Raw genomic sequence first — 17,682 nt, 5'->3', positions numbered from 1 at the left:
TTAGCCTGTCCCCAAGAAGGAAAAATTACAGACATTCCGCCGCTGAAAAGCTTTCGCGTGTCAGCCCTTCTTTTTCAATGCGGCCGTCAAGACCGGCACCAAAAGCGCTGCAGCGGAACCAAGCGGATTAGATCCCAGTCCTTTGATTGCATTAACCGTCTGGCGTGCTTCCAGTGTCATTCCTTCGAGTTCTGCTTCGAGATCGGTTATTGCCATATCCCGCACTTCGATCGCTGGCGCGATCTCGTCATCCACACTCATGCGTCCGGCCACTGATGCAAGCAACCCGGCGAGTGCAAGATTGACGACAGCAAGCGTGCCAGCAGCAACTGCTGGGGAAAGCCACTTGGTAAGGACAAAGTAGAACGTGATATTCAATAAGATAAGTCCAGCTAGTGCCGCCAATCCAGCAAGCGCCATCAAGACCGTTTGTTGTTGGACTACTGCGATACGACGGCGTGTTATCAGCCGTTCTGTGCGATAGATTGTGGTTAGATTTCTGCTAATTCTATTCATGCATTCTATCCTACTTAAACGTCCGGCCAGCAACAAACCCAAGGACGAAGATGCTCAGGAGGACCGCTATTGGATACTCCTTTTGAAGCTTTGTGAATTCATCCGTCAACTGCGTGCGCAAGGCATCAATATTTTCACCATCGATGCCGTGCTCGTCCAGAAGCTGTTTCAGATCACTGATCGCATCTGTTTCGCCCGGAGGATCATCCGCCACATCCATCGTGGGTGAATCGCTGGTCTCCGAACGTAACGTTTCGTTTTGTGCGCGCAGGCGCTCAAGCTCCGCTTCCAACTCCATTTTGGTTGCCATGACGAAGAACTCCCACGATGAATTTCAAACTTTTCTGCGTTTCTCATCGGCGCCGACCAAACTTGAAGATCAAATCGCCAGTTGCGACAACACTGGCTGTCAGCACCTAGTAACCACAATCCGAGGCACACTGCGCTACGTCAAGTATCCAAAACCGAGGCCCCGCTTGGATGCTGTGTTCTGGTGGATTGGTGGACTGCTCCAGAATCCATAATGCAGCTTGTACAGGCGACAGCGTTCGCCCGTACAAGCTGTGTTTATTCGAGCAATCAGGCCTCAATCTTGGCCGCTGCCTTGCGCAAAGAGGCTGCGAGTTTGTTTTTGCGCTCTTGCCAATCTGCCTTGATCTCAGCTTTGCGTTTTTCAAACTTGGCCTTCGTTGTATCAGAGGCTCGTTCAATCTGCTCTTCGATGGCTTCGAGCCGGGCTTCAAACTCCTGATCGAGCTCTTCCATGCGAGTGTCGATCTTTTCACCACTTTCTTTCATTTTGGACTTAATGCCGTCCATCTTTTCTTTGAAAGCAGCTTTTCTTTCGTCACTTGCGGCCTGCCATTCTTCCTCCATCGCGTCCCATTCGCGATCCAGTGCGTCCATTTCCGCTGCCATTTCGTCGTCAACTGCATCAGCTCGCAACTTTCGGAAAACAGTTCCACCAAACTCGCTCATCTTTGTGTCCATCGGCGTAGTCCAAACTTCGTCAACTGAAGCGACAACACAGGATTTTCCTGGTAGAAGTTCTGTGCTGATATTGTCCAGCATTACGGCGTCCATCCCCGAAACCCAAAGATCCCGGTATGCACCAAAGAGCCCGCCAGTCATGCCGCCAACAGCCATGCCACTCGCGGCGGCTGATGCTGCTGCCGCAGAACCGGCAAGTGCGGCGCCCGATGCAACTGCCACAGGACCAGCCAAAACCCCGACCATAGCTCCCAACATTAATCCAAATGCAGTCCCGATTGGGCCTTCATCTGCGCTCGATTTCAGTTCAACTTCTCCGTCTGCATCTTTTGTGATCACACCCGCTGCAAAGACAGCAAGCTCTCCGTTTTGATGAAGAGCACGCATTGCCTCTGCACCTTTAAAGGCGGCTTCCTCGGTGTCAAAGACAACCGCTACAAATTTGTCCAACTTAGTTCTCCATTTATTTTTCTGATTGAGGATTAGGTGTCATTTGAACTGCATATTAACGGCAAAGTAGATTTGCTGTTTCGGCAGCCCGCTACCGCTATCGCTCACCGACCACTGCGGTTCGACGAACACGTTGTAAACGGTCTTGTTCTTCTTGAAGACTTTGCCCAAGCGAATGCCCACCGGGACAGAATAGTTATCGTTTTTGAAGTTGTAGGACCAGATAGGCGCACCGCCCGTGTACCAGCCGTCACCAAGCTGGTAAAAGACGAATGGTTGAAATGCGCCGAGACTGACGCGCTCGCGACCATTTGTGTCACCCACTCCACCGCGCCATGTCAAAAGGTAGCCATATTGCACCTTTGCCGAACGAGCGTTGAAATAAACATTCGCGAGACCGAGCTGCCATTGTTCCGATCCCAGACGGTCTTCGGTTGCAGTAGGAGCAACGACCTGTGGACCTATAGCAAAGCTGACAGCGGGATCACCAGTGTTGATTTGATATGCAGCAAAAATATCGAAGTCACCGATCCCGCTTTCCGTCGATCCGCCATCACCAACAGGGAAACTATTGAAGGGGAGCGATGCTCGGACCAGCCAGTTGCTATTACCGATTTGAACTGGCTTGGCGTATCTCAAGACAAACTGGTTTGCATCGAAATCCCCCGGTCCGGTCAATTCGTTGATATAGTAATTCTGGATGTTAAAAGCAGTGATGTCGGCCAGTGGGTTGTTCGCCTGAGCTGCATCTGAAGCGGCATCTGATTGTGCTTGGGCCTGCGTGTTGAACAGGCATACAGACACTGCACAAACCAAGGACAAAATATGGAACATCTTCATGGTCAGTCTCCAAAGGGAACTAGAATCTATTGTCATCCGAGTATTCCAATCATTGTGGCATCACCTCGGGCAGTGGCACGCCGGTGGTCCCCGAAGGAGGTTTGGTGCCTAGATAAGCCGCTAGCGTTGGCGCGACATCAACCGTCTCGACGCGGCGTACAATTGTCCCCGGCGTAATGCCTGGGCCGGAAAATATCAGGGGGACGTGGGTGTCATAGGCCCAAGGTGAGCCATGTGCCGACGCAACCGTTAATCCGTCGAAATCGGCGACAAACCAGTGTGGTTCAAACACTACATAGATGTCACCGGACCTGTCAGGATGAAAGTTCGCCAAAACAGCTTCTGTGATCTTGGTGCGCGGGACTGATCCGCTGCGCAATGCAGAGCTGCCGACCGCATAGGCAATTCCGGGTAACTTCTGAAGCTCCTCGGCAATCGCCAGTTCAACGGCAGTTGGATCAAGCCCCCTTTGGCCAATCAATTCCTGATTCAGATAAAGATAGGGATTTGAAAAATTCTGGATGAGATCGCGGGAAGCTCCGAAATCCAGCTGCAAGCGTACAAACCCCGGTTCGGTGTCCACACGCTGAAAGTCAAACAACCCGGCCTCGATACCGACTGTCGCGAGATAATCCGGGTGTTCGGGTGCGCCGTGATCCGCCGACAAGACAATCAGGGTTTTGTCCAGCCCAACTGTGTTATCCACATGCGCCAACAGATCGGAAATGCTTCGGTCCAGACGGGCAAAGTTGTCCTCCGCTTCCAGACTGGAAGGACCAAAAACATGACCAACATAGTCCGTCGAGGAAAGACTGATCGACAAATAGTCCGTCACACTGTCTGTTCCGATCTGTTCGGCATCCATCAGCGTTTTTGCGAAGTCGACCGTGATCTCGTCCCCTGCCGGGCTGAGAGTTAGGAATGTAGTGAAATACTTGTTATCGTCAGGGCCCCAGTTATGGGGAAATGTGCGACCAAAACCCGGCAATTCGGTTTCCCATGCTTGATCGTCGTGATCAGCAAAAGCGTAAAGCTCACGATCCCGCAACAGGGTCCAGTCCTGATTTGCGTACAACGCCACTTTGCCTTGCGCCTCCCAGTCCGCGATCCAAGCCGGATAGTCGTCGCGATAAAACGTGCTGGTGACAAATCTGCCTTCGGCTTTCGAAAACCAATAAGCCTGCCCTGCGTGACCCGCCATTGCAATGGCACCGCGATCCTTGACCGACACGCCAAAGATTTTGGAAGCCGGACCAAAATGAATGGCAATTTCGTCAGATATCGTTGAACTGATGATATTGCGCGGAGACCGCCCGTCAGTTGTCGCAGCGCGTTGCGTCGGGTCAATCTCATTAGCTGCATCGATCCCTGCTGCCCCTACAAGTGGATACTCGATGTCTTGAACATTGTAGAACGGGGTGCCTGTTTTTCGATCGAACCACAGGTTGGCAACCATGCCGTGGATTGCCGGGTCCGTGCCAGTGGACAATGTTGTATGACCGACAATGGTTTCGGTGTTAGCATGGCGATGATGGGCATTTGAAAAAATGACCCCGTTTTGCATCAGATATCGAAACCCGCCTTCGCCAACATGTGTCCGATATCTGTCAATCAGGTCACCGCGCAACTGATCTACCGTTATCTGGAGCACCAGCCGGGGTTTTTCTGTGGCAGTTGCCGAAGTTGCGAACGAGAACACAATGCCAACGGCAATTGTGCCCCCGACAGCAAGTTTTGAAAAGATGCCGACCATGCTTTCCCCTTGAAAAAAGAGCTGCGTTTTAGAGCGGGATTTTAAAGACATTAAGTTGCCCCACGGATGCTTAAGTTGCTCTCGCCGCATTGCTCTTAAGACCGTAGGCAAATCGGACGTATCCGGCGCCCTCGCCAATCAATGAAAATCCGGCCATTAACCCAAGCAGAGCAACACTGATTTCGGGATAATTCATCATGAGATAACCTGAAACCAGAACGGACAGGATTCCGCCGAATATCACCCAGCCAGACCCAGTTTCCGGGCGTGCCGCGATACCCATTGCGATACGGATCAAGCCGCTGACGAAAACGCCAGCAATCAAAATCAGTGTTATGGCCACAAGGCCTTCGAGCGGTCGAAACAAAAGCAATGCACCGGCCATGGTAGTGAACAGCCCCAGTATCAGGTAGATCATCCGGGCATTCCATCCGTCCTTAGTGGTAAACATTTGGACCAGCATCAGGGCGCCACCTGCAACAAAAGAGATGCCTACGATCTGTTCGACAATCACGGAGACTAGGAAAGGAGCAAAGACCGCACTTACCCCACCGATTATCATCAAAATGCCCAAAGCAAGAAACCAACCCCAGCTTGTTTGTACATCTCCAGATGCGCTAATCTTTATATCACTCATTCTCTTGGTCCTTTGATTTCGGTGCGCTTAGTTTTAAACAATAAGCGGAGCCTTTTTGTTTTGGTTGGTCAGAAGGCGACTTGGACCCACCTTCCAACCGATCGCCCGGCATGTTCAGACATGCCGGGCGGTTGTGCTGTAAAGACAACTGCGGTTTGAGGTCCTAGTTTCGTGCGTAGTAAAACCGCGGCAAGCTTTTCAGGTTGTCTTTTGTCGCGTTGGGCAACAGTAGATCGCCATCAGCGTTGATCTCGAAAGCGCCGGCAGGCAACGCAATCAGCTTTTCGCCGATGTTCAGAAAGCCGGCAACATTGACGATCACGAAGGTCGTATCACCATCCGGCAAAACCAGCGCATCATGAACATAGCCCACAAAATCACCGCCAGCATTGTAAACATCGCCGCGCAAAAGCTGGACAACACTCCAGCCGGAAGCAACCACAGCGATGTCCAGATTGTTGTACTCAACAACTACTCCACCCGCCACATGGGGTGCAGACTGTGCGGATGCAGGCATAGGGGCTCCAAATGCGAATGCGCACAAGATCGCCGCGGTTGTCAGAAGCTCTTTCATTTCACTTTTTCCGTTCTCGATTTTTGAACTTTGATTTTCCGGCGGCAAGATGCTCCGGCCGCCGGCCTCTCCAATCAACTTGGTCAGCTTCAGGACAGGGCTGCGCGAAGCTCGTTTTCATCGCTGACAGACAAGGACGTCTCGATGACCTCGCCCTTCATGCCTTCCAATTCGCTCAGCAGTTTCGTCGGCCGGTTCGACCAACCGATCACGGCCAATGCCGACGAGTCAGGCTTCATCTTTGCACCAACACGGGCCGCTAGCGCGTCTTCTTCGTCTGCCTGATCCAGCATTCCTGCCAGCGTCCCGGAACCGGCACCTACAGCCGATCCCGCAACAAAACCTGCAGCCGGGTTACCAGCCATAGCCCCGATCAGGGTACCGGTCAGAGCGCCAAGCGATGTCCCGCCCAGAAAACCCGCTGCGGTCAATGTGTCGGAGTTTCGGGTGCGCACGACCCCGTTTTGATCGCGGGTCATCACAACGACTTCGTCGAGGTCGACTTCCCAGTCCATGCTCATTTTTTGCAGGCGCAAAAGCGCTTCGTCTGCTGTGTGACGACCTTCAAATACGATGACTACTAAATCGCTCATAAGTTCATTCCTCAGATTGAGTTATGTTTCGCTTCCCGAAGCCGCATGCCAGGCACGCGGCTCCAAGTTGTGTGAGCGCTGGGAAAAGTTCATCTTCACGAGCAAAGCTCCCAGCGGCTCAATGTTTGACCGCGTTATTGCCGAGCACCGGGCATGATGGTTTCCAGGTTTTCCAGACGTTGAAGTGCCTGCACTTTGGTCAGGAAGTCATAGTTGATCCCGGCTGCCGACAAGCTTGAACCTTGCTGGAATGGGTAGCCCTTGAGCGAAAGAAGGAACTCTTTGATTTTCGCTTGGATAGGGACGAAGATCCACATCGTGTTCTCGGCATACCAACGCAGATACATCTCGGATTCATGCACGGCCTTTTCGTACGGGTCGGCCTTTAGATTAACCACGAGAGGCCAAGCAGGGACCTGCCGAACTGCGGTGTTGATTCCGCCTTCAAGTGTTGCAAAGTGCGCCTTGAAGTCCTGAACACGGACGGCGTTCAGATTTGCGCCCTGATCAAAATAGAAGATCGAGTCACGTGGGCTCTCGTCTGTTTCACCAGACAGGTATTCAGTCAGATCATGACCATCCAGATGGACGCGGAAGTCTTTGCCGTTGAACGTTTTTCCCTCTTTGAGGTCCTCAACCAGCGTGGTCTCTCCGATCGCTGTGGCAAAGGTCGGCATCCAGTCTTCATGGCTGACAATCTCGTTAAACTTTTCTCCGGGCTCGATAAGGCCGGGCCACTTCACGATAAGCGGGACGCGGAATCCACCTTCCCAGGTTGTTCCCTTTTCACCGTGGAATGGCGTCGTACCACCATCAGGCCAGGAAATCGTCTCGGCGCCGTTATCGGTCGAGTACATGATAATTGTGTTTTCCGCGATACCAAGCTCATCCAGCAGATCGAGCAGAACGCCCACTTGGTCATCATGCTCAGCCATGCCATCTGGGTAGAGGCCAATGCCTGTGCGCCCTACAGCTTCATCTTTCAGATGGGTCCAGACATGCATTCGCGTTGAATTATGCCATAGGAAAAACGGCTTTTCTTGTTCGTTTGCTCGCTTGATGAAGTCGACGGAAGCCGCAAGAAATTCGTCATCAGCTGTTTCCATACGCTTGCGCGTCATTGGGCCTGTATCTTCGACTTTCCCATCAGCAGTCGACTTGATCACGCCACGTGGACCAAACGTCTCTCTGAACGCAGGGTCTTTGGGATAATAATAGCTTTCGGGTTCTTCCTCGGCATTCAAGTGGTACAGATTGCCAAAGAACTCGTCGAAGCCATGGTTGGTTGGCAGGTGGCGATCCTGGTCGCCAAAGTGGTTCTTGCCGTGTTGAGCAGTCATGTAGCCATGCTCTTTCATCACATCGCCAATTGTGGGTGTCCAATCTGGAATCCCGTGCTCGGATCCGGGCATGCCGATCGTCAGTAGCCCAGTGCGAAAAGGATGTTGGCCGGTCATGAAGGCGGCGCGCCCGGCGGTGCAAGACTGTTGAGCATACGCATCTGTGAACATCGCGCCTTCATTTGCTATGCGGTCGATGTTCGGAGTCTTGTAGCCCATGATCCCATGGTTGTAGGCGCTGATATTGTGGACACCGATGTCATCACCCCAGATTACTAGGATGTTTGGCTTGTCTTGAGCGAACGCTGGGCCCGCAGCAAAGAGCGCGACAGCTGACATTACCGCCGTCACCGCCGTCTTTGTCGAATAAAGAATAGGTCGCATGTTTCCTCCAAAATGATCTCGATGTTCCGCGCCATTCACACCCAAACTTCGCGACATTTGAGTTGATCTGCTCCAAGAACCATGTGGAACTTAAGTGATGGAAAACTTCGCTTTGTCGGAAAATGCGAATCTAACAAACTAATATTCGAACACTGCCTCTTGAAACATTTGCGTCGCTTTGTTCATGCCTTGAGTGAGGGCTGACGAACGAACCGTCGGTTTCGAGACACCATTGCCAAGACCTTGACAAATTGGAGCATTATAAGAGCAAGGTGTGAACCAGACAGCTGAATGAGGCTTTGCATGTCAGAAGAAACCAACGATTTTGCCATCAGAGCAGGTGCGTTTCACGGGCCAGCAGCAATTCTTGCCGGAGACCCGCGACACTTCGCACGGATACTTCGATCACTCGGTTTGCCTACGGATGCGGAACAGATCATCGGAGCCGATGAATATCTGAAAGGCATCAGTGACGTTATTCGCTCGGCGGAAGACAATGACTTTTTTCTCCACGTCAGCCTTGAACAGGATGTGGGCGAACTGGGCGTTTTTGGCAGAGCAATCGTCTCATCGGATACGCTTTGGGAGGCCTTGCAAACCGCTACGACGGCGCTTCGCTATTTTCAGAACAACTCCGAACTCGTGATCAGAACGTATCGTGGGAAATGCCGTATCTGGTACTTTACGTTGTTGAATTCTCATGATGGCAAGCAGGACATCCAGTATACAATAGGGCTGCTTACAAAAGTTGTCCTGATGGCCCTCGGCGAAGTCGATCCGCAGATCACGGTGGCTTATCCTGGCGCCTCTTCGGAGCATTTTCAGAATAATTCAGCAGTTGAGTCAGTCAGAGACTCAAATCAGGGCTATATCGAATTTCACGAAGACTTGCTTCGGGCGAAAATGCACCGTTCAGACAGCGTTCGAGCGGATATCCTTTCGCGCTATCTGCGTGGCAAGAAACTTATGCAAGCACCTCAAGTGAACAGGGCAGACCTAGTCGCCGGTTTGATCAAGGCGTCATTTGGCATTGCGCCATGGTCGCTGTCTGACACCGCACAGGTACTTGGAGTAGGCCCTCGGACTCTTCAGGTTCAATTAAAAGATGAAGGTACCGCGTTTAGGGATATCCAAAAGATTGAACGCCACAAAGAAGCCTGTCGCCTGCTCTCCTCTGGGGCCAGCATTGATGATACGGCAAATGCAATTGGTTTCGAGCATCGACAGAGTTTTTCGGAAGCGTTCGTTGGCTGGGAAGGCTGTGCGCCTTCGACATATGCAAAGAGCAAAGTTCTTTCCTAAAACAGCGCTCCCCAAGCTTCGACGTTCGTTCGCACCTGCGATGTCAGTTCATGATGAACAGGATCCATCCGCCGAAACCCACTACGTTTTCCTCGCCCTCTCACGCCTCTGCGTCGGACTGTTTAATTGCAATAAGTCGGCCATTAAACTCAGCTCCAATCACAAAGATCACCGCCATCAGGTTCATGAATACAAGGGCTGACATTACTCCGGCCAAGCCGGCATAGGTGACGCTGTAAGACGAAAAATTTGCGACATACATCGCAAATACCTTTCCGGCAGAAATCCAAAGTGCCACCGTTAGGACAACCCCCGGATAAACCTGCTTCAGTGTGTGATGGCGACCAGGAAGCCATAAATGACAGGCAAAGACCGAAAAAATCAACAAGCCAAAAGAGACACCCAGCCGTAAGATATCATAGGTTCCCTCGCCTTCCCCGCCGCGGTCAACAGTATCGATATAAATAGGTACCGCAAACGTCAAAACCGCGGCCACGGTCAAAATTGCTGAGCCGCTCAAAACGAATACGACACACAATGCGCGCGATTTCCAAAGGGGCCGCGGATCGTGCTCACGATACGCATCCGTGAGGGCTTGGCGCACTGCATCGACCCCATTAGAGGCGAAGAAAACCGCCAATAGGCCGCCAATGGTCATCGCCTTGACGCTGCTGTCTTGCAACACGGCCCGCACCTCTTTGACGATGGGTTCAGCGATGCTGTCAGGCCATGTCCCATAGATGAACTCAACTATATCCAAAGTCGAAAAATCTACCGACGCCGCCTGTGTCAACGACAGCGCAAAGATTGTAAACGGAAAGAGGGCCAGCATCATGGACATGGCAATATGACTGCTTCTTGACCAGCCGTTCTTTGCATCGAACCAGACCAAAGCCGTCCAGAGTGCCCCCGCCGCTTGCCGTGCCGTCATTTTACGGATCCTCTCAACCTAGACCTTCGGCTTCGACTAGCACGCCGAAAGTCTAGATTGATACAGGCGATTTTCTCACGTCTTTCCGCACCAGCCGAGAATTCGGATTTCGGAAGCTACTCAGGAGTCTATCTTCATGGTAACCCATGACTTGCCGACACAATGAAACATGGACGGGTCTGCTGCCAAAGATCAGGGAAAGGTCACATACTATCGAGTTTCGGCAAAGCCATGTTCAGGGGCTGCCTTGCAGATGGACCTCATCTGTTGTCAATTAGTCCGTGCAAATGGTCGAATACGCAGCCGGAGCCGTTAACAAGGACCGCTTAAACAACCGAAAATTAGGAATATCAATGGGCTCAAATATTATCATACTGGCGCTGATTTTTCTGGAAATTGTTGCCTTCTGGTTCGCCTGGCGCGCCGTCTCGTCTGCCCGAACATCCCAAGGCGCTGTTGGGTGGGTCGTGTTCCTGATCACTGCACCATACCTAGGCGTGCCGCTGTACCTGTTTTTGGGGCACCACAAATTCAAAAACTATTTGATCGCCCGGCGCGATAGCGAAGAAGTCATTGAAGGTCTTCGGACTTACCAAATGGCCAACGCGCCTGTGAAAACACCTGAGCTTTCAGTTCAACCCTTTGAAAAAATATCAGAAATGCCCACGGCTCGTGGTAACAACATGATATTGCTTGTTGATGGGAAAGCCACATTTGACGCAATATTCTGTGCCATTGACGCTGCTGAAACCTATGTCCTCGTTCAGTTCTATATCATTAACGATGACGCGCTGGGACAAGCCCTCCAAGAACACTTGATTGCCGCTGCGGCGCGTGGCGTCGTCGTACGGCTTATGTTTGATGCTGTCGGCAGCGCCAAACTGCCCAGAGCTTACTATCAACGCCTGCTGGAAGCTGGTGTACACGTCGTGGATCCCAAAAAAACACGAGGCCCCAAGAACCGGTTTCACATCAATCTGCGCAATCATCGAAAGACCGTTATCGTTGATGGAAAAGTCGGATTCACCGGCGGCCTGAACGTCGGCGACGAATACATGGGACTTAACCCGAAATTTGGTGATTGGCGCGATACTCACGCCCAGTTGAAGGGCCCAGTTGTGTCTCAACTACAGCTGGTTTTTGGCGAAGACTGGCATTGGGCTACCAATGAGGTGCTTATTAACGATCTGAATTGGGAAGCTCCTCATGCGACCGAAGACATGACGGCAATGATTGTTGCGACCGGCCCCGGTGACGAAATGGAAACTGGCGCGCTCTTCTTCTTCTCGGCCATCACTGCAGCCAAACACAGAGTCTGGATTGCATCGCCATACTTCGTTCCTGATACCGACGTACTGACAGCGATGAAGCATGCTGCACTGCGCGGCGTAGATGTGCGCATTCTTGTGCCCGAGGTAATAGACCACAAGATTCCTTGGCTGGCGGCGTTTGCCTATTTTGATGAGATACGTGAGGCGGGAGTGCAGGTCTGGCGTTACAAACCGGGTTTCATGCATCAGAAAGTGGTTTTGGTGGATGACGACTTTGCCGCCATTGGCACGACAAACCTGGACAATAGGTCGTTTCGGTTGAATTTTGAGGCTATGGCAACTTTCTTTGATTCCCGTCCTGCGGCCGCAACTGCTGCTATGCTTGAGAATGACTTTCATCGAGCTTGGATGCTGAACAAGACCCTTGCCGAACAACCCTTGGGCATCCGTGTAGGTGCCCCGATTGCCCGCCTGTTCGCGCCTGTGCTGTAGCTTTGGCCATTTGTTCGTGAGGTCGAGATTTCGGGCTAAGAATTTTCACTTGGCACACGCGGGCTTAAACTTTCAGTAGGGCCCGACCTAGCCCGCTGTATTCGGGTTGGGAGTTGAAGGAAATGTTCCTTAGGCAACCAAATTTCATCCTGATTACGGAGCAAGTTCGGACCCCGTATCCGAACACCAATGAAACAGTTCCTTATGTCCAAGGGTTGAAAACCGCTTCAGTGATTAAAACGATACCCGCTCTGTTAGCAAATTAGACACTCAACTAGAGGTCCAGTGCTGCGGTGCAGCTGACGATGGTTTGGTCCGCAACTTGGACATCGGCACCCAAAAACTCGCTGCGCTGTGAACGAACGGCCGGTTTTCTCTCTGCATCGCGGCTGACGCCTTTGTTGGTAGCCTTGCTGCACTTGCGAGTATTATAGCTGTGCCACTTCCGGTATGGGCTCTTTCCCGGCATTCTCTGCAATCGACCTAAAGGTCCGCTTTGGCGCCCACAAATATGGAAAACCCGATGCATCAAGTAGAATAGGGCCCCTGCGATCTCACAATCGCGGCGTAAACCGGCCCTACATACTTGTTACTTCACGAAGGCACGCCTGCCGCTCAATATGATCTACCTTTCATAAAGCGTAAATATGATCTGCGGATCATACGGCATGAAAGGCAGCCGCCCGACGTCGCACGCCAGCAACAATGGCTTCCGCCAATGGTTGTGGAAACTCATCCGGCAGGTCGGCTAGTGTTTTGTCCAGGGCGGGTTCAAGCTCTGTCGCGACGTTCGACAAGACCTCTTCCGCCAGCGCCACACCAAAACCTGCCGCCTTCGCAGCCTGCAGGAAATGCCGCGGCACCACCTCGTTGATCCGGTAGTGTCCGTCGACGGCCATCGCGAGGCGCATCCGGTTCTGGCGGATTTGACCGTCATCCACGGCTTTCTGGGCGCTCAGCACATCATAAAGCGGGGTCATGCGGAAACCTCCAGGGCGCAATGCAATGCTGAAGTTCTTGGCGTGCCCGTCCGTCGCTCCCAAAAGCCAAAACAGCACCTGCGCGCGGAAGAAGGCACGCTGATCTGCTTCAGGGTCATCACTACCAGTCAACAACCCGATCCCTTCAGTGATCCCCGGCCCGCCATCCATTTGGTATTTCTGGCTGGGTGGAACTGTGAGCGCCTGGCAAAAGTCTTCCTGCGGGAGGCGGATCAACCGGCCATCTTTGGTCCAGCGCCGATCGAACCGGGTCACAACAAGGCTCCGCACGCCCTCGAAGTCGGCAATCTCGACTTCCGCCACATCCATGCCCATGGCCCGACAGAGGTTCATGCAGAAAAATTCGTTCTCAACACTGTCAGACAAATCGATCCCTGCGGGCAGAACGCCAAGCTGCGTCTTGAGGATATGGGTTGTTGGGGTGAGCCCCGATGGACGGATCCACGCGCCCTCGTGGCGTAGCAGCGCCGTTTTCTCCTGCGCCCCTGCGATAGAAATGCGGAAGTCGTCTTCCTCGTCTAAGCCAAGGGGGGCACTTGCGAGGTTGCGTAACATATCCGCAATCTGTGCCTCGGAAACGGGCTCTCCCTCGAGTGTGCCAACCTCGGGGATCTCACCCGAAACGAACTGCAAGGCCCCCACACAATCGCGGCCGATCTTCTCCAGCATGTGCCACGCGTCCGTGCCGCCCGCACGCACCCGGGCAGCGACGCGCTCACGTATCGCCTGATTGTCCGGAAGCAGGTTTTCGAGGTAGGCAATGACAGGGCCGCCTTGGTGCGCCTCTTCGCGCAAAGGCAGTGATAACGAGATGGGCATGGCATGTTCCCACGACAGCCAGTCCGGATCATAGGTGAAGCTGATTGCGCCTGAACCAGCGAGACGCAAAGCCCCCACCAGCTTTCCATTCAGAAGCACCTTCATCGTGCCGCTACGCCCGCGTTTCGCCATCAGAAGATATCCTCAATCTCTAGCGAGCCACCGCGCTCCACCAAGCGAAACTCAAGTCCAAGTGCCGCCATGACAGCGAGCACTGTGGCGAGCTTGGTTCCCGCGTCGCCATTCTCGAGCGACGAAATCGTCGCGACGCGCAAATTCGTGCGCGCGCTAATATCGCTTTGGGTCCAGCCGCGCGCCTTGCGCGTCCGGCGGAGTGCCTCGCCGATCTGCTCGGCCGTTCGTGCTGTGAGGTCCATGATGTGGCTCCTTTTACGGCACAGCGTAAATGAAAACAACTTACGCTGCAACGTAAATATCCGCTTTTTACGCTACAGCGTATCACTCGAGTCGCACTTATGCCTGCAGCCCCGCAGCACGAACCTGCTCGGGCGTCACCAGCTTTGACGCGATCAAGTCCTCGATCTGGCGGTTCGTGATATGGCGGCACAGGGGATGGCGCTCGTGGATCCATTCGGCGAGGCTTGCACGACCTTTGGCTTCGGCCTCTCGCGCCTTCTCGCGGTCGGCCTGGATCTGGGCCAGTCCCTTCTCCCACCGGCGCATCTTGAACCAGTTGTCTGAGAAACAGACCTTGCTGCGCGTGTAGCCCTCGCTTTCCTTGGCATAGGCTTTGACCGCCTGCCTCAGATCATCGGGCTTCACTCCGGCCTTCACAGCTGCTGCGATCAGGCGCAGAGTAGTCCGCCGGTCTCGGATCCTGTCCTCGGGATAGACTGCCAAGATCTTCTCAGATTCCAGATCTTCAACCTCTTCCGCCACCTCGCGCCTGCGCGTAGGTGGTTTATGGATGGTTTTAGGATGGTTTGGGGTCCACCGTGAACCCCGTACCCCTTCGCACTTTTTGCAGGTATTCCGTGTCTACTTAGACCTACCACTTATAAGTAATCAGCCCCGCTTTTGCACATTGATGCAGCATCCGAAGTAAAACTTTGATACTTTGCATCCAAAGTGTAAGAATAAACATACTAACCATTAAAGCAGGCAGCACTATGAAGTACTTACCTAGGATCGCAGCAATATGCTCACTGACTACGCTCGCAGCATGTGGGGGAACGATGCAAGGAGTTGTGCGTGGCGAGGGTACCCGCGTTCAATTCCAATATGAGCAAGGCATGGATCGAGACTACTATGAGACAACCATTGATGGTGAACACTTTAAAGGGCAAGCCGTGTATGCCAATGCAAGCAGCGGTTCTGGGGTTGGCTTTGCCAATGGGACAACAGTCCCCGTTTTCACCTCTACAACCACCGGTAACCTCGTCGCTGTGATGTTTGGAGACAAGGGCTCAACTATGCGATGCGATATGAACTACGCGGACAGTTCTGGCTTTACGTCTATAGGGGGCGTGGGAGTATGCCAGCACAGCGATGGCCGTGTTATTGACGTTATGTGGTGAGGTTTATCAGAATGCAGGGAACAAGGGTTGGCTATTGACATTATTCACAACGATTTGCACGTTGTGCGACACAAAGTGAGACACACAAGCCAACCTCTTCCCCGATAATCCGGGTTATTCAATGGCTTAGAAAAATGGTAGCGGGTCCGGTACTCGCCTCCAATACTTTCAAACAGTTGCTTCGCATTCGGTTTTTTCGAGCCTGCGACACGCCGTCTCGCTACGGCAGTGCTCTGCTGAGTGAAGCTTGACACCGGATTGATCAGAAGGCGGTGAACTCACTGGCTCGGCCGGTAAATTTGACCGCTCTATCGATTCCACGCGATATGCCCTTTGAAGTAACGGGCCCGCGAATCCTTTCGTCTGGATATCTTCGAGGCGCAAAGCCCAAATTCGCCTGCGGTCATTTTACATATGGCTGACCAAACATGCCGCTGACAGGCATTGGCAGGTCGCTTTTCCATTCTCGATGATTTCCGTGCGTCTGCCGCGCTTGACAAGCCCCCTGCCCGTGCCGCATGTCCCATCCGTTGGTGTCTGCACATGCAGATGAAAAGGGAATGCGTCAGCGGTCAACCGTCAAACGCAGCCGCCCCCGCGACCGTGACCGGAGAGGGTGCCCAAAGCCACTGGCCAGACAGGCCGGGAAGGCGGGACATCTGCCAGAGGCCAGCCTCTGACATCCGCAAGCCGGGAGACCTGCCAACATCCGAAGTTGAAACCGGACGGGGTGATCCGGTGTCGGGCCCATGTCGCAATACGTGGCCCGCATGAAACCCCGTCCCCCGCGAAGAGGATTTGGGGGGATGAGAGACATGACCGAGACCACACCTGTTGAACTGCTGGTGTGCACGACCTGCCGCCGCGGCCTGCCCGTCGAGAATGATGCAGATCGTCCTGGGGCGTTGCTGCACAAGGCGTTGGAGCAGGCAGAACTTCCTGATGGCGTCACTTTGAAGGCAGTAGAATGCCTTTCAAATTGCGATCAGGGCTGCTCGATTGTGCTGCGTGGCGGACCCAAACGTTGGACCTTTGTCTATGAGCATCTCGATGAAACCGATCATGTCGAGACCATTGTTGAAGGCGCGACCAAATATCTCGCGACCCAAGATGGCCTCGTTAAATGGCGCGAACGTCCTGAACATTTCCGCAAAAACTGTGCGGCCCGCATTCCCCCGATTGGAGCTTAGATATGAGCAATCTCGAAAAACTGCCCGTCACTGTGATCACCGGCTTTCTGGGCTCGGGCAAGACCACGCTCGTGCGTCATCTGATGCAGAACCCGCAGGGCAAGCGCCTGGCCATTGTGGTCAACGAGTTTGGAGATGTTGGCGTCGATGGCGATATCCTCAAATCCTGCGCGATCCCCGATTGCCCGGCGGAAAACATCATGGAATTGGCCAATGGATGCATCTGCTGCACCGTGGCAGATGATTTCATCCCGACCATCGAGGCGCTGATGGCGCTAGAGCCGCGCCCCGATCACATTCTGATCGAAACCTCTGGCTTGGCCCTGCCCAAGCCGCTGCTGAAAGCGTTCGACTGGCCGGATATCCGCTCGAAAATCACCGTGGATGGCGTAATTGCTCTGGCCGATGCCGAAGCTGTGGCCGCCGGTCGCTTTGCCCCGAATGTCGCTGCGGTGGATGCCCAGCGCCTGGCCGATGACTCGATTGATCACGAAACGCCGCTATCCGAGGTGTTCGAGGACCAGATCTCCTGCGCCGACATCATTCTGCTGACCAAGCCTGATCTTGCTGGCCCCGAGGGGGTCGCCAAGGCCAAGGAAATCATCGCGGCAGAGGCTCCGCGCCCGCTGCCCGTGGTCGAAGTGGCCGAAGGCGCTGTGGATGTACGTGTTGTGCTGGGGCTTGAGGCCGCTGCCGAAGATGACATGGAGGCACGTCCCAGCCATCACGATGGCCACCACGATCACGAGCATGATGATTTCGAAAGCATCATTGTCGAGCTGCCGGAACAGACCGATCCGGCCCAGCTGGTCGCCAATATCGAACGTCTGGCGAATGAACTGAACATCCTGCGGGTCAAAGGCTATGCCGCTGTTACCGGCAAACCCATGCGCCTTTTGGTGCAGGCAGTCGGGGCCCGTGTGCGTCATCAGTACGACCGCCCGTGGGAGCCAGGTGAAGAGCGTCGCTCGCGTCTGGTGGTCATCGCCGAGCATGACGACATCAAAGAGGCTGAAATCCGCGAAATCCTCGTGGGTGTGACCGAGGCCGCCGAGTAAGCC

General features: G+C 53.6%; 17 protein-coding genes and 1 riboswitch. Of the genes, 4 read left to right on the top strand and 13 right to left on the bottom strand.

Going from position 1 to position 17,682, the window contains the following annotated elements; genetic code table 11:
* Positions 1-60 precede the first annotated feature (60 nt).
* The 9 genes from AC2FIZ_RS00415 to AC2FIZ_RS00375 form a co-directional block, all read right to left on the bottom strand.
* On the bottom strand, positions 61-516 hold the full coding sequence (locus tag AC2FIZ_RS00415) for a hypothetical protein (RefSeq protein WP_281971840.1): 456 nt from the start codon (positions 514-516) through the stop codon (positions 61-63).
* A gap of 10 nt (positions 517-526) precedes the next feature.
* Entirely contained in the window at positions 527-826 is a 300-nt protein-coding gene (locus AC2FIZ_RS00410; protein ID WP_281971839.1) for a hypothetical protein, read from the bottom strand.
* A 269-nt stretch (positions 827-1,095) separates the two neighbouring features.
* Entirely contained in the window at positions 1,096-1,956 is an 861-nt protein-coding gene (locus tag AC2FIZ_RS00405; protein ID WP_281971838.1) for a DUF1269 domain-containing protein, read from the bottom strand.
* A gap of 39 nt (positions 1,957-1,995) precedes the next feature.
* On the bottom strand, positions 1,996-2,796 hold the full coding sequence (locus AC2FIZ_RS00400) for a transporter (RefSeq protein ID WP_281971837.1): 801 nt from the start codon (positions 2,794-2,796) through the stop codon (positions 1,996-1,998).
* Between the two features lie 49 nt (positions 2,797-2,845).
* Positions 2,846-4,549: an alkaline phosphatase family protein gene (locus AC2FIZ_RS00395; protein WP_281994390.1), complete on the bottom strand. Its 1,704-nt coding sequence runs from the start codon at positions 4,547-4,549 to the stop codon at positions 2,846-2,848.
* Between the two features lie 70 nt (positions 4,550-4,619).
* Positions 4,620-5,186, bottom strand: a complete 567-nt coding sequence (locus AC2FIZ_RS00390) for an HdeD family acid-resistance protein (protein ID WP_281971835.1) — start codon at positions 5,184-5,186, stop codon at positions 4,620-4,622.
* 163 nt (positions 5,187-5,349) lie between these two features.
* A complete protein-coding gene (locus tag AC2FIZ_RS00385; protein WP_281971834.1) occupies positions 5,350-5,838 on the bottom strand; it encodes a PRC-barrel domain-containing protein in 489 nt (162 codons plus the stop codon).
* Between the two features lie 11 nt (positions 5,839-5,849).
* Positions 5,850-6,353 carry a DUF1269 domain-containing protein gene (locus tag AC2FIZ_RS00380; protein ID WP_281971833.1) on the bottom strand — a complete coding sequence of 168 codons (504 nt, stop codon included), beginning with the start codon at positions 6,351-6,353 and terminating at the stop codon, positions 5,850-5,852.
* A gap of 134 nt (positions 6,354-6,487) precedes the next feature.
* Positions 6,488-8,077 (bottom strand): arylsulfatase, encoded by a 1,590-nt coding sequence (locus tag AC2FIZ_RS00375; protein ID WP_281994389.1) that lies wholly within the window; start codon positions 8,075-8,077, stop codon positions 6,488-6,490.
* A gap of 303 nt (positions 8,078-8,380) precedes the next feature.
* Here AC2FIZ_RS00375 and AC2FIZ_RS00370 point away from each other — a divergent pair, with 303 nt between their 5' ends.
* Positions 8,381-9,379: an AraC family transcriptional regulator gene (locus tag AC2FIZ_RS00370; RefSeq protein WP_496790415.1), complete on the top strand. Its 999-nt coding sequence runs from the start codon at positions 8,381-8,383 to the stop codon at positions 9,377-9,379.
* 100 nt (positions 9,380-9,479) lie between these two features.
* Here the strand turns inward: AC2FIZ_RS00370 and AC2FIZ_RS00365 are convergent, their stop codons facing one another.
* Entirely contained in the window at positions 9,480-10,310 is an 831-nt protein-coding gene (locus AC2FIZ_RS00365; protein ID WP_281994387.1) for a YihY/virulence factor BrkB family protein, read from the bottom strand.
* A 287-nt stretch (positions 10,311-10,597) separates the two neighbouring features.
* Between AC2FIZ_RS00365 and cls the strand changes: the two genes are divergently transcribed.
* Positions 10,598-12,073: a cardiolipin synthase gene (gene cls, locus AC2FIZ_RS00360; protein ID WP_281994991.1), complete on the top strand. Its 1,476-nt coding sequence runs from the start codon at positions 10,598-10,600 to the stop codon at positions 12,071-12,073.
* Between the two features lie 659 nt (positions 12,074-12,732).
* On the opposite strand, the gene AC2FIZ_RS00355 is transcribed toward cls, so the two are convergent.
* The 3 genes from AC2FIZ_RS00355 to AC2FIZ_RS00345 form a co-directional block, all read right to left on the bottom strand.
* Positions 12,733-14,025 carry a type II toxin-antitoxin system HipA family toxin gene (locus AC2FIZ_RS00355; RefSeq protein WP_496790414.1) on the bottom strand — a complete coding sequence of 431 codons (1,293 nt, stop codon included), beginning with the start codon at positions 14,023-14,025 and terminating at the stop codon, positions 12,733-12,735.
* Positions 14,025-14,270, bottom strand: a complete 246-nt coding sequence (locus AC2FIZ_RS00350; RefSeq protein ID WP_036560649.1) for a helix-turn-helix domain-containing protein — start codon at positions 14,268-14,270, stop codon at positions 14,025-14,027. Before AC2FIZ_RS00350 ends, AC2FIZ_RS00355 begins: the two co-directional genes overlap by 1 nt.
* Before the next feature lie 97 nt (positions 14,271-14,367).
* Entirely contained in the window at positions 14,368-14,754 is a 387-nt protein-coding gene (locus tag AC2FIZ_RS00345) for a hypothetical protein (protein ID WP_496790412.1), read from the bottom strand.
* Between the two features lie 1,191 nt (positions 14,755-15,945).
* Positions 15,946-16,152, top strand: a riboswitch (cobalamin riboswitch).
* Positions 16,153-16,246: 94 nt separating this feature from the next.
* On the opposite strand from AC2FIZ_RS00345, the gene AC2FIZ_RS00340 reads away from it, so the two are divergent.
* Both AC2FIZ_RS00340 and cobW read left to right on the top strand, forming a co-directional pair.
* Positions 16,247-16,621, top strand: coding sequence for a DUF1636 family protein (locus AC2FIZ_RS00340; protein ID WP_142632902.1), 375 nt, complete (start codon positions 16,247-16,249; stop codon positions 16,619-16,621).
* 2 nt (positions 16,622-16,623) lie between these two features.
* The gene (cobW, locus tag AC2FIZ_RS00335; protein ID WP_142632900.1) at positions 16,624-17,679 is read left to right on the top strand and encodes a cobalamin biosynthesis protein CobW; all 1,056 of its coding nucleotides are present in this window, start codon (positions 16,624-16,626) and stop codon (positions 17,677-17,679) included.
* Positions 17,680-17,682: the final 3 nt, after the last annotated feature.

The organism is Ruegeria sp. CDSB022, assembly GCF_059611145.1.
The sequence above is the reverse complement of the archived record's forward strand: the minus strand, read 5'-3'. Positions and strand labels throughout refer to the sequence as shown.

Excerpts from the sequence above, each read along its gene's own strand:
- AC2FIZ_RS00395 (WP_281994390.1), bottom strand. The coding sequence starts at position 4,549 with ATGGTCGGCATCTTTTCAAAACTTGCTGTCGGGGGCACAATTGCCGTT.
- AC2FIZ_RS00410 (WP_281971839.1), bottom strand. The coding sequence starts at position 826 with ATGGCAACCAAAATGGAGTTGGAAGCGGAGCTTGAGCGCCTGCGCGCA.
- AC2FIZ_RS00370 (WP_496790415.1), top strand. The coding sequence starts at position 8,381 with ATGTCAGAAGAAACCAACGATTTTGCCATCAGAGCAGGTGCGTTTCAC.
- AC2FIZ_RS00380 (WP_281971833.1), bottom strand. The coding sequence starts at position 6,353 with ATGAGCGATTTAGTAGTCATCGTATTTGAAGGTCGTCACACAGCAGAC.
- AC2FIZ_RS00340 (WP_142632902.1), top strand. The coding sequence starts at position 16,247 with ATGACCGAGACCACACCTGTTGAACTGCTGGTGTGCACGACCTGCCGC.
- AC2FIZ_RS00400 (WP_281971837.1), bottom strand. The coding sequence starts at position 2,796 with ATGAAGATGTTCCATATTTTGTCCTTGGTTTGTGCAGTGTCTGTATGC.
- AC2FIZ_RS00355 (WP_496790414.1), bottom strand. The coding sequence starts at position 14,025 with ATGGCGAAACGCGGGCGTAGCGGCACGATGAAGGTGCTTCTGAATGGA.
- AC2FIZ_RS00390 (WP_281971835.1), bottom strand. The coding sequence starts at position 5,186 with ATGAGTGATATAAAGATTAGCGCATCTGGAGATGTACAAACAAGCTGG.
- AC2FIZ_RS00350 (WP_036560649.1), bottom strand. The coding sequence starts at position 14,270 with ATGGACCTCACAGCACGAACGGCCGAGCAGATCGGCGAGGCACTCCGC.
- cls (WP_281994991.1), top strand. The coding sequence starts at position 10,598 with ATGGTCGAATACGCAGCCGGAGCCGTTAACAAGGACCGCTTAAACAAC.
- AC2FIZ_RS00365 (WP_281994387.1), bottom strand. The coding sequence starts at position 10,310 with ATGACGGCACGGCAAGCGGCGGGGGCACTCTGGACGGCTTTGGTCTGG.
- cobW (WP_142632900.1), top strand. The coding sequence starts at position 16,624 with ATGAGCAATCTCGAAAAACTGCCCGTCACTGTGATCACCGGCTTTCTG.
- AC2FIZ_RS00415 (WP_281971840.1), bottom strand. The coding sequence starts at position 516 with ATGAATAGAATTAGCAGAAATCTAACCACAATCTATCGCACAGAACGG.
- AC2FIZ_RS00375 (WP_281994389.1), bottom strand. The coding sequence starts at position 8,077 with ATGCGACCTATTCTTTATTCGACAAAGACGGCGGTGACGGCGGTAATG.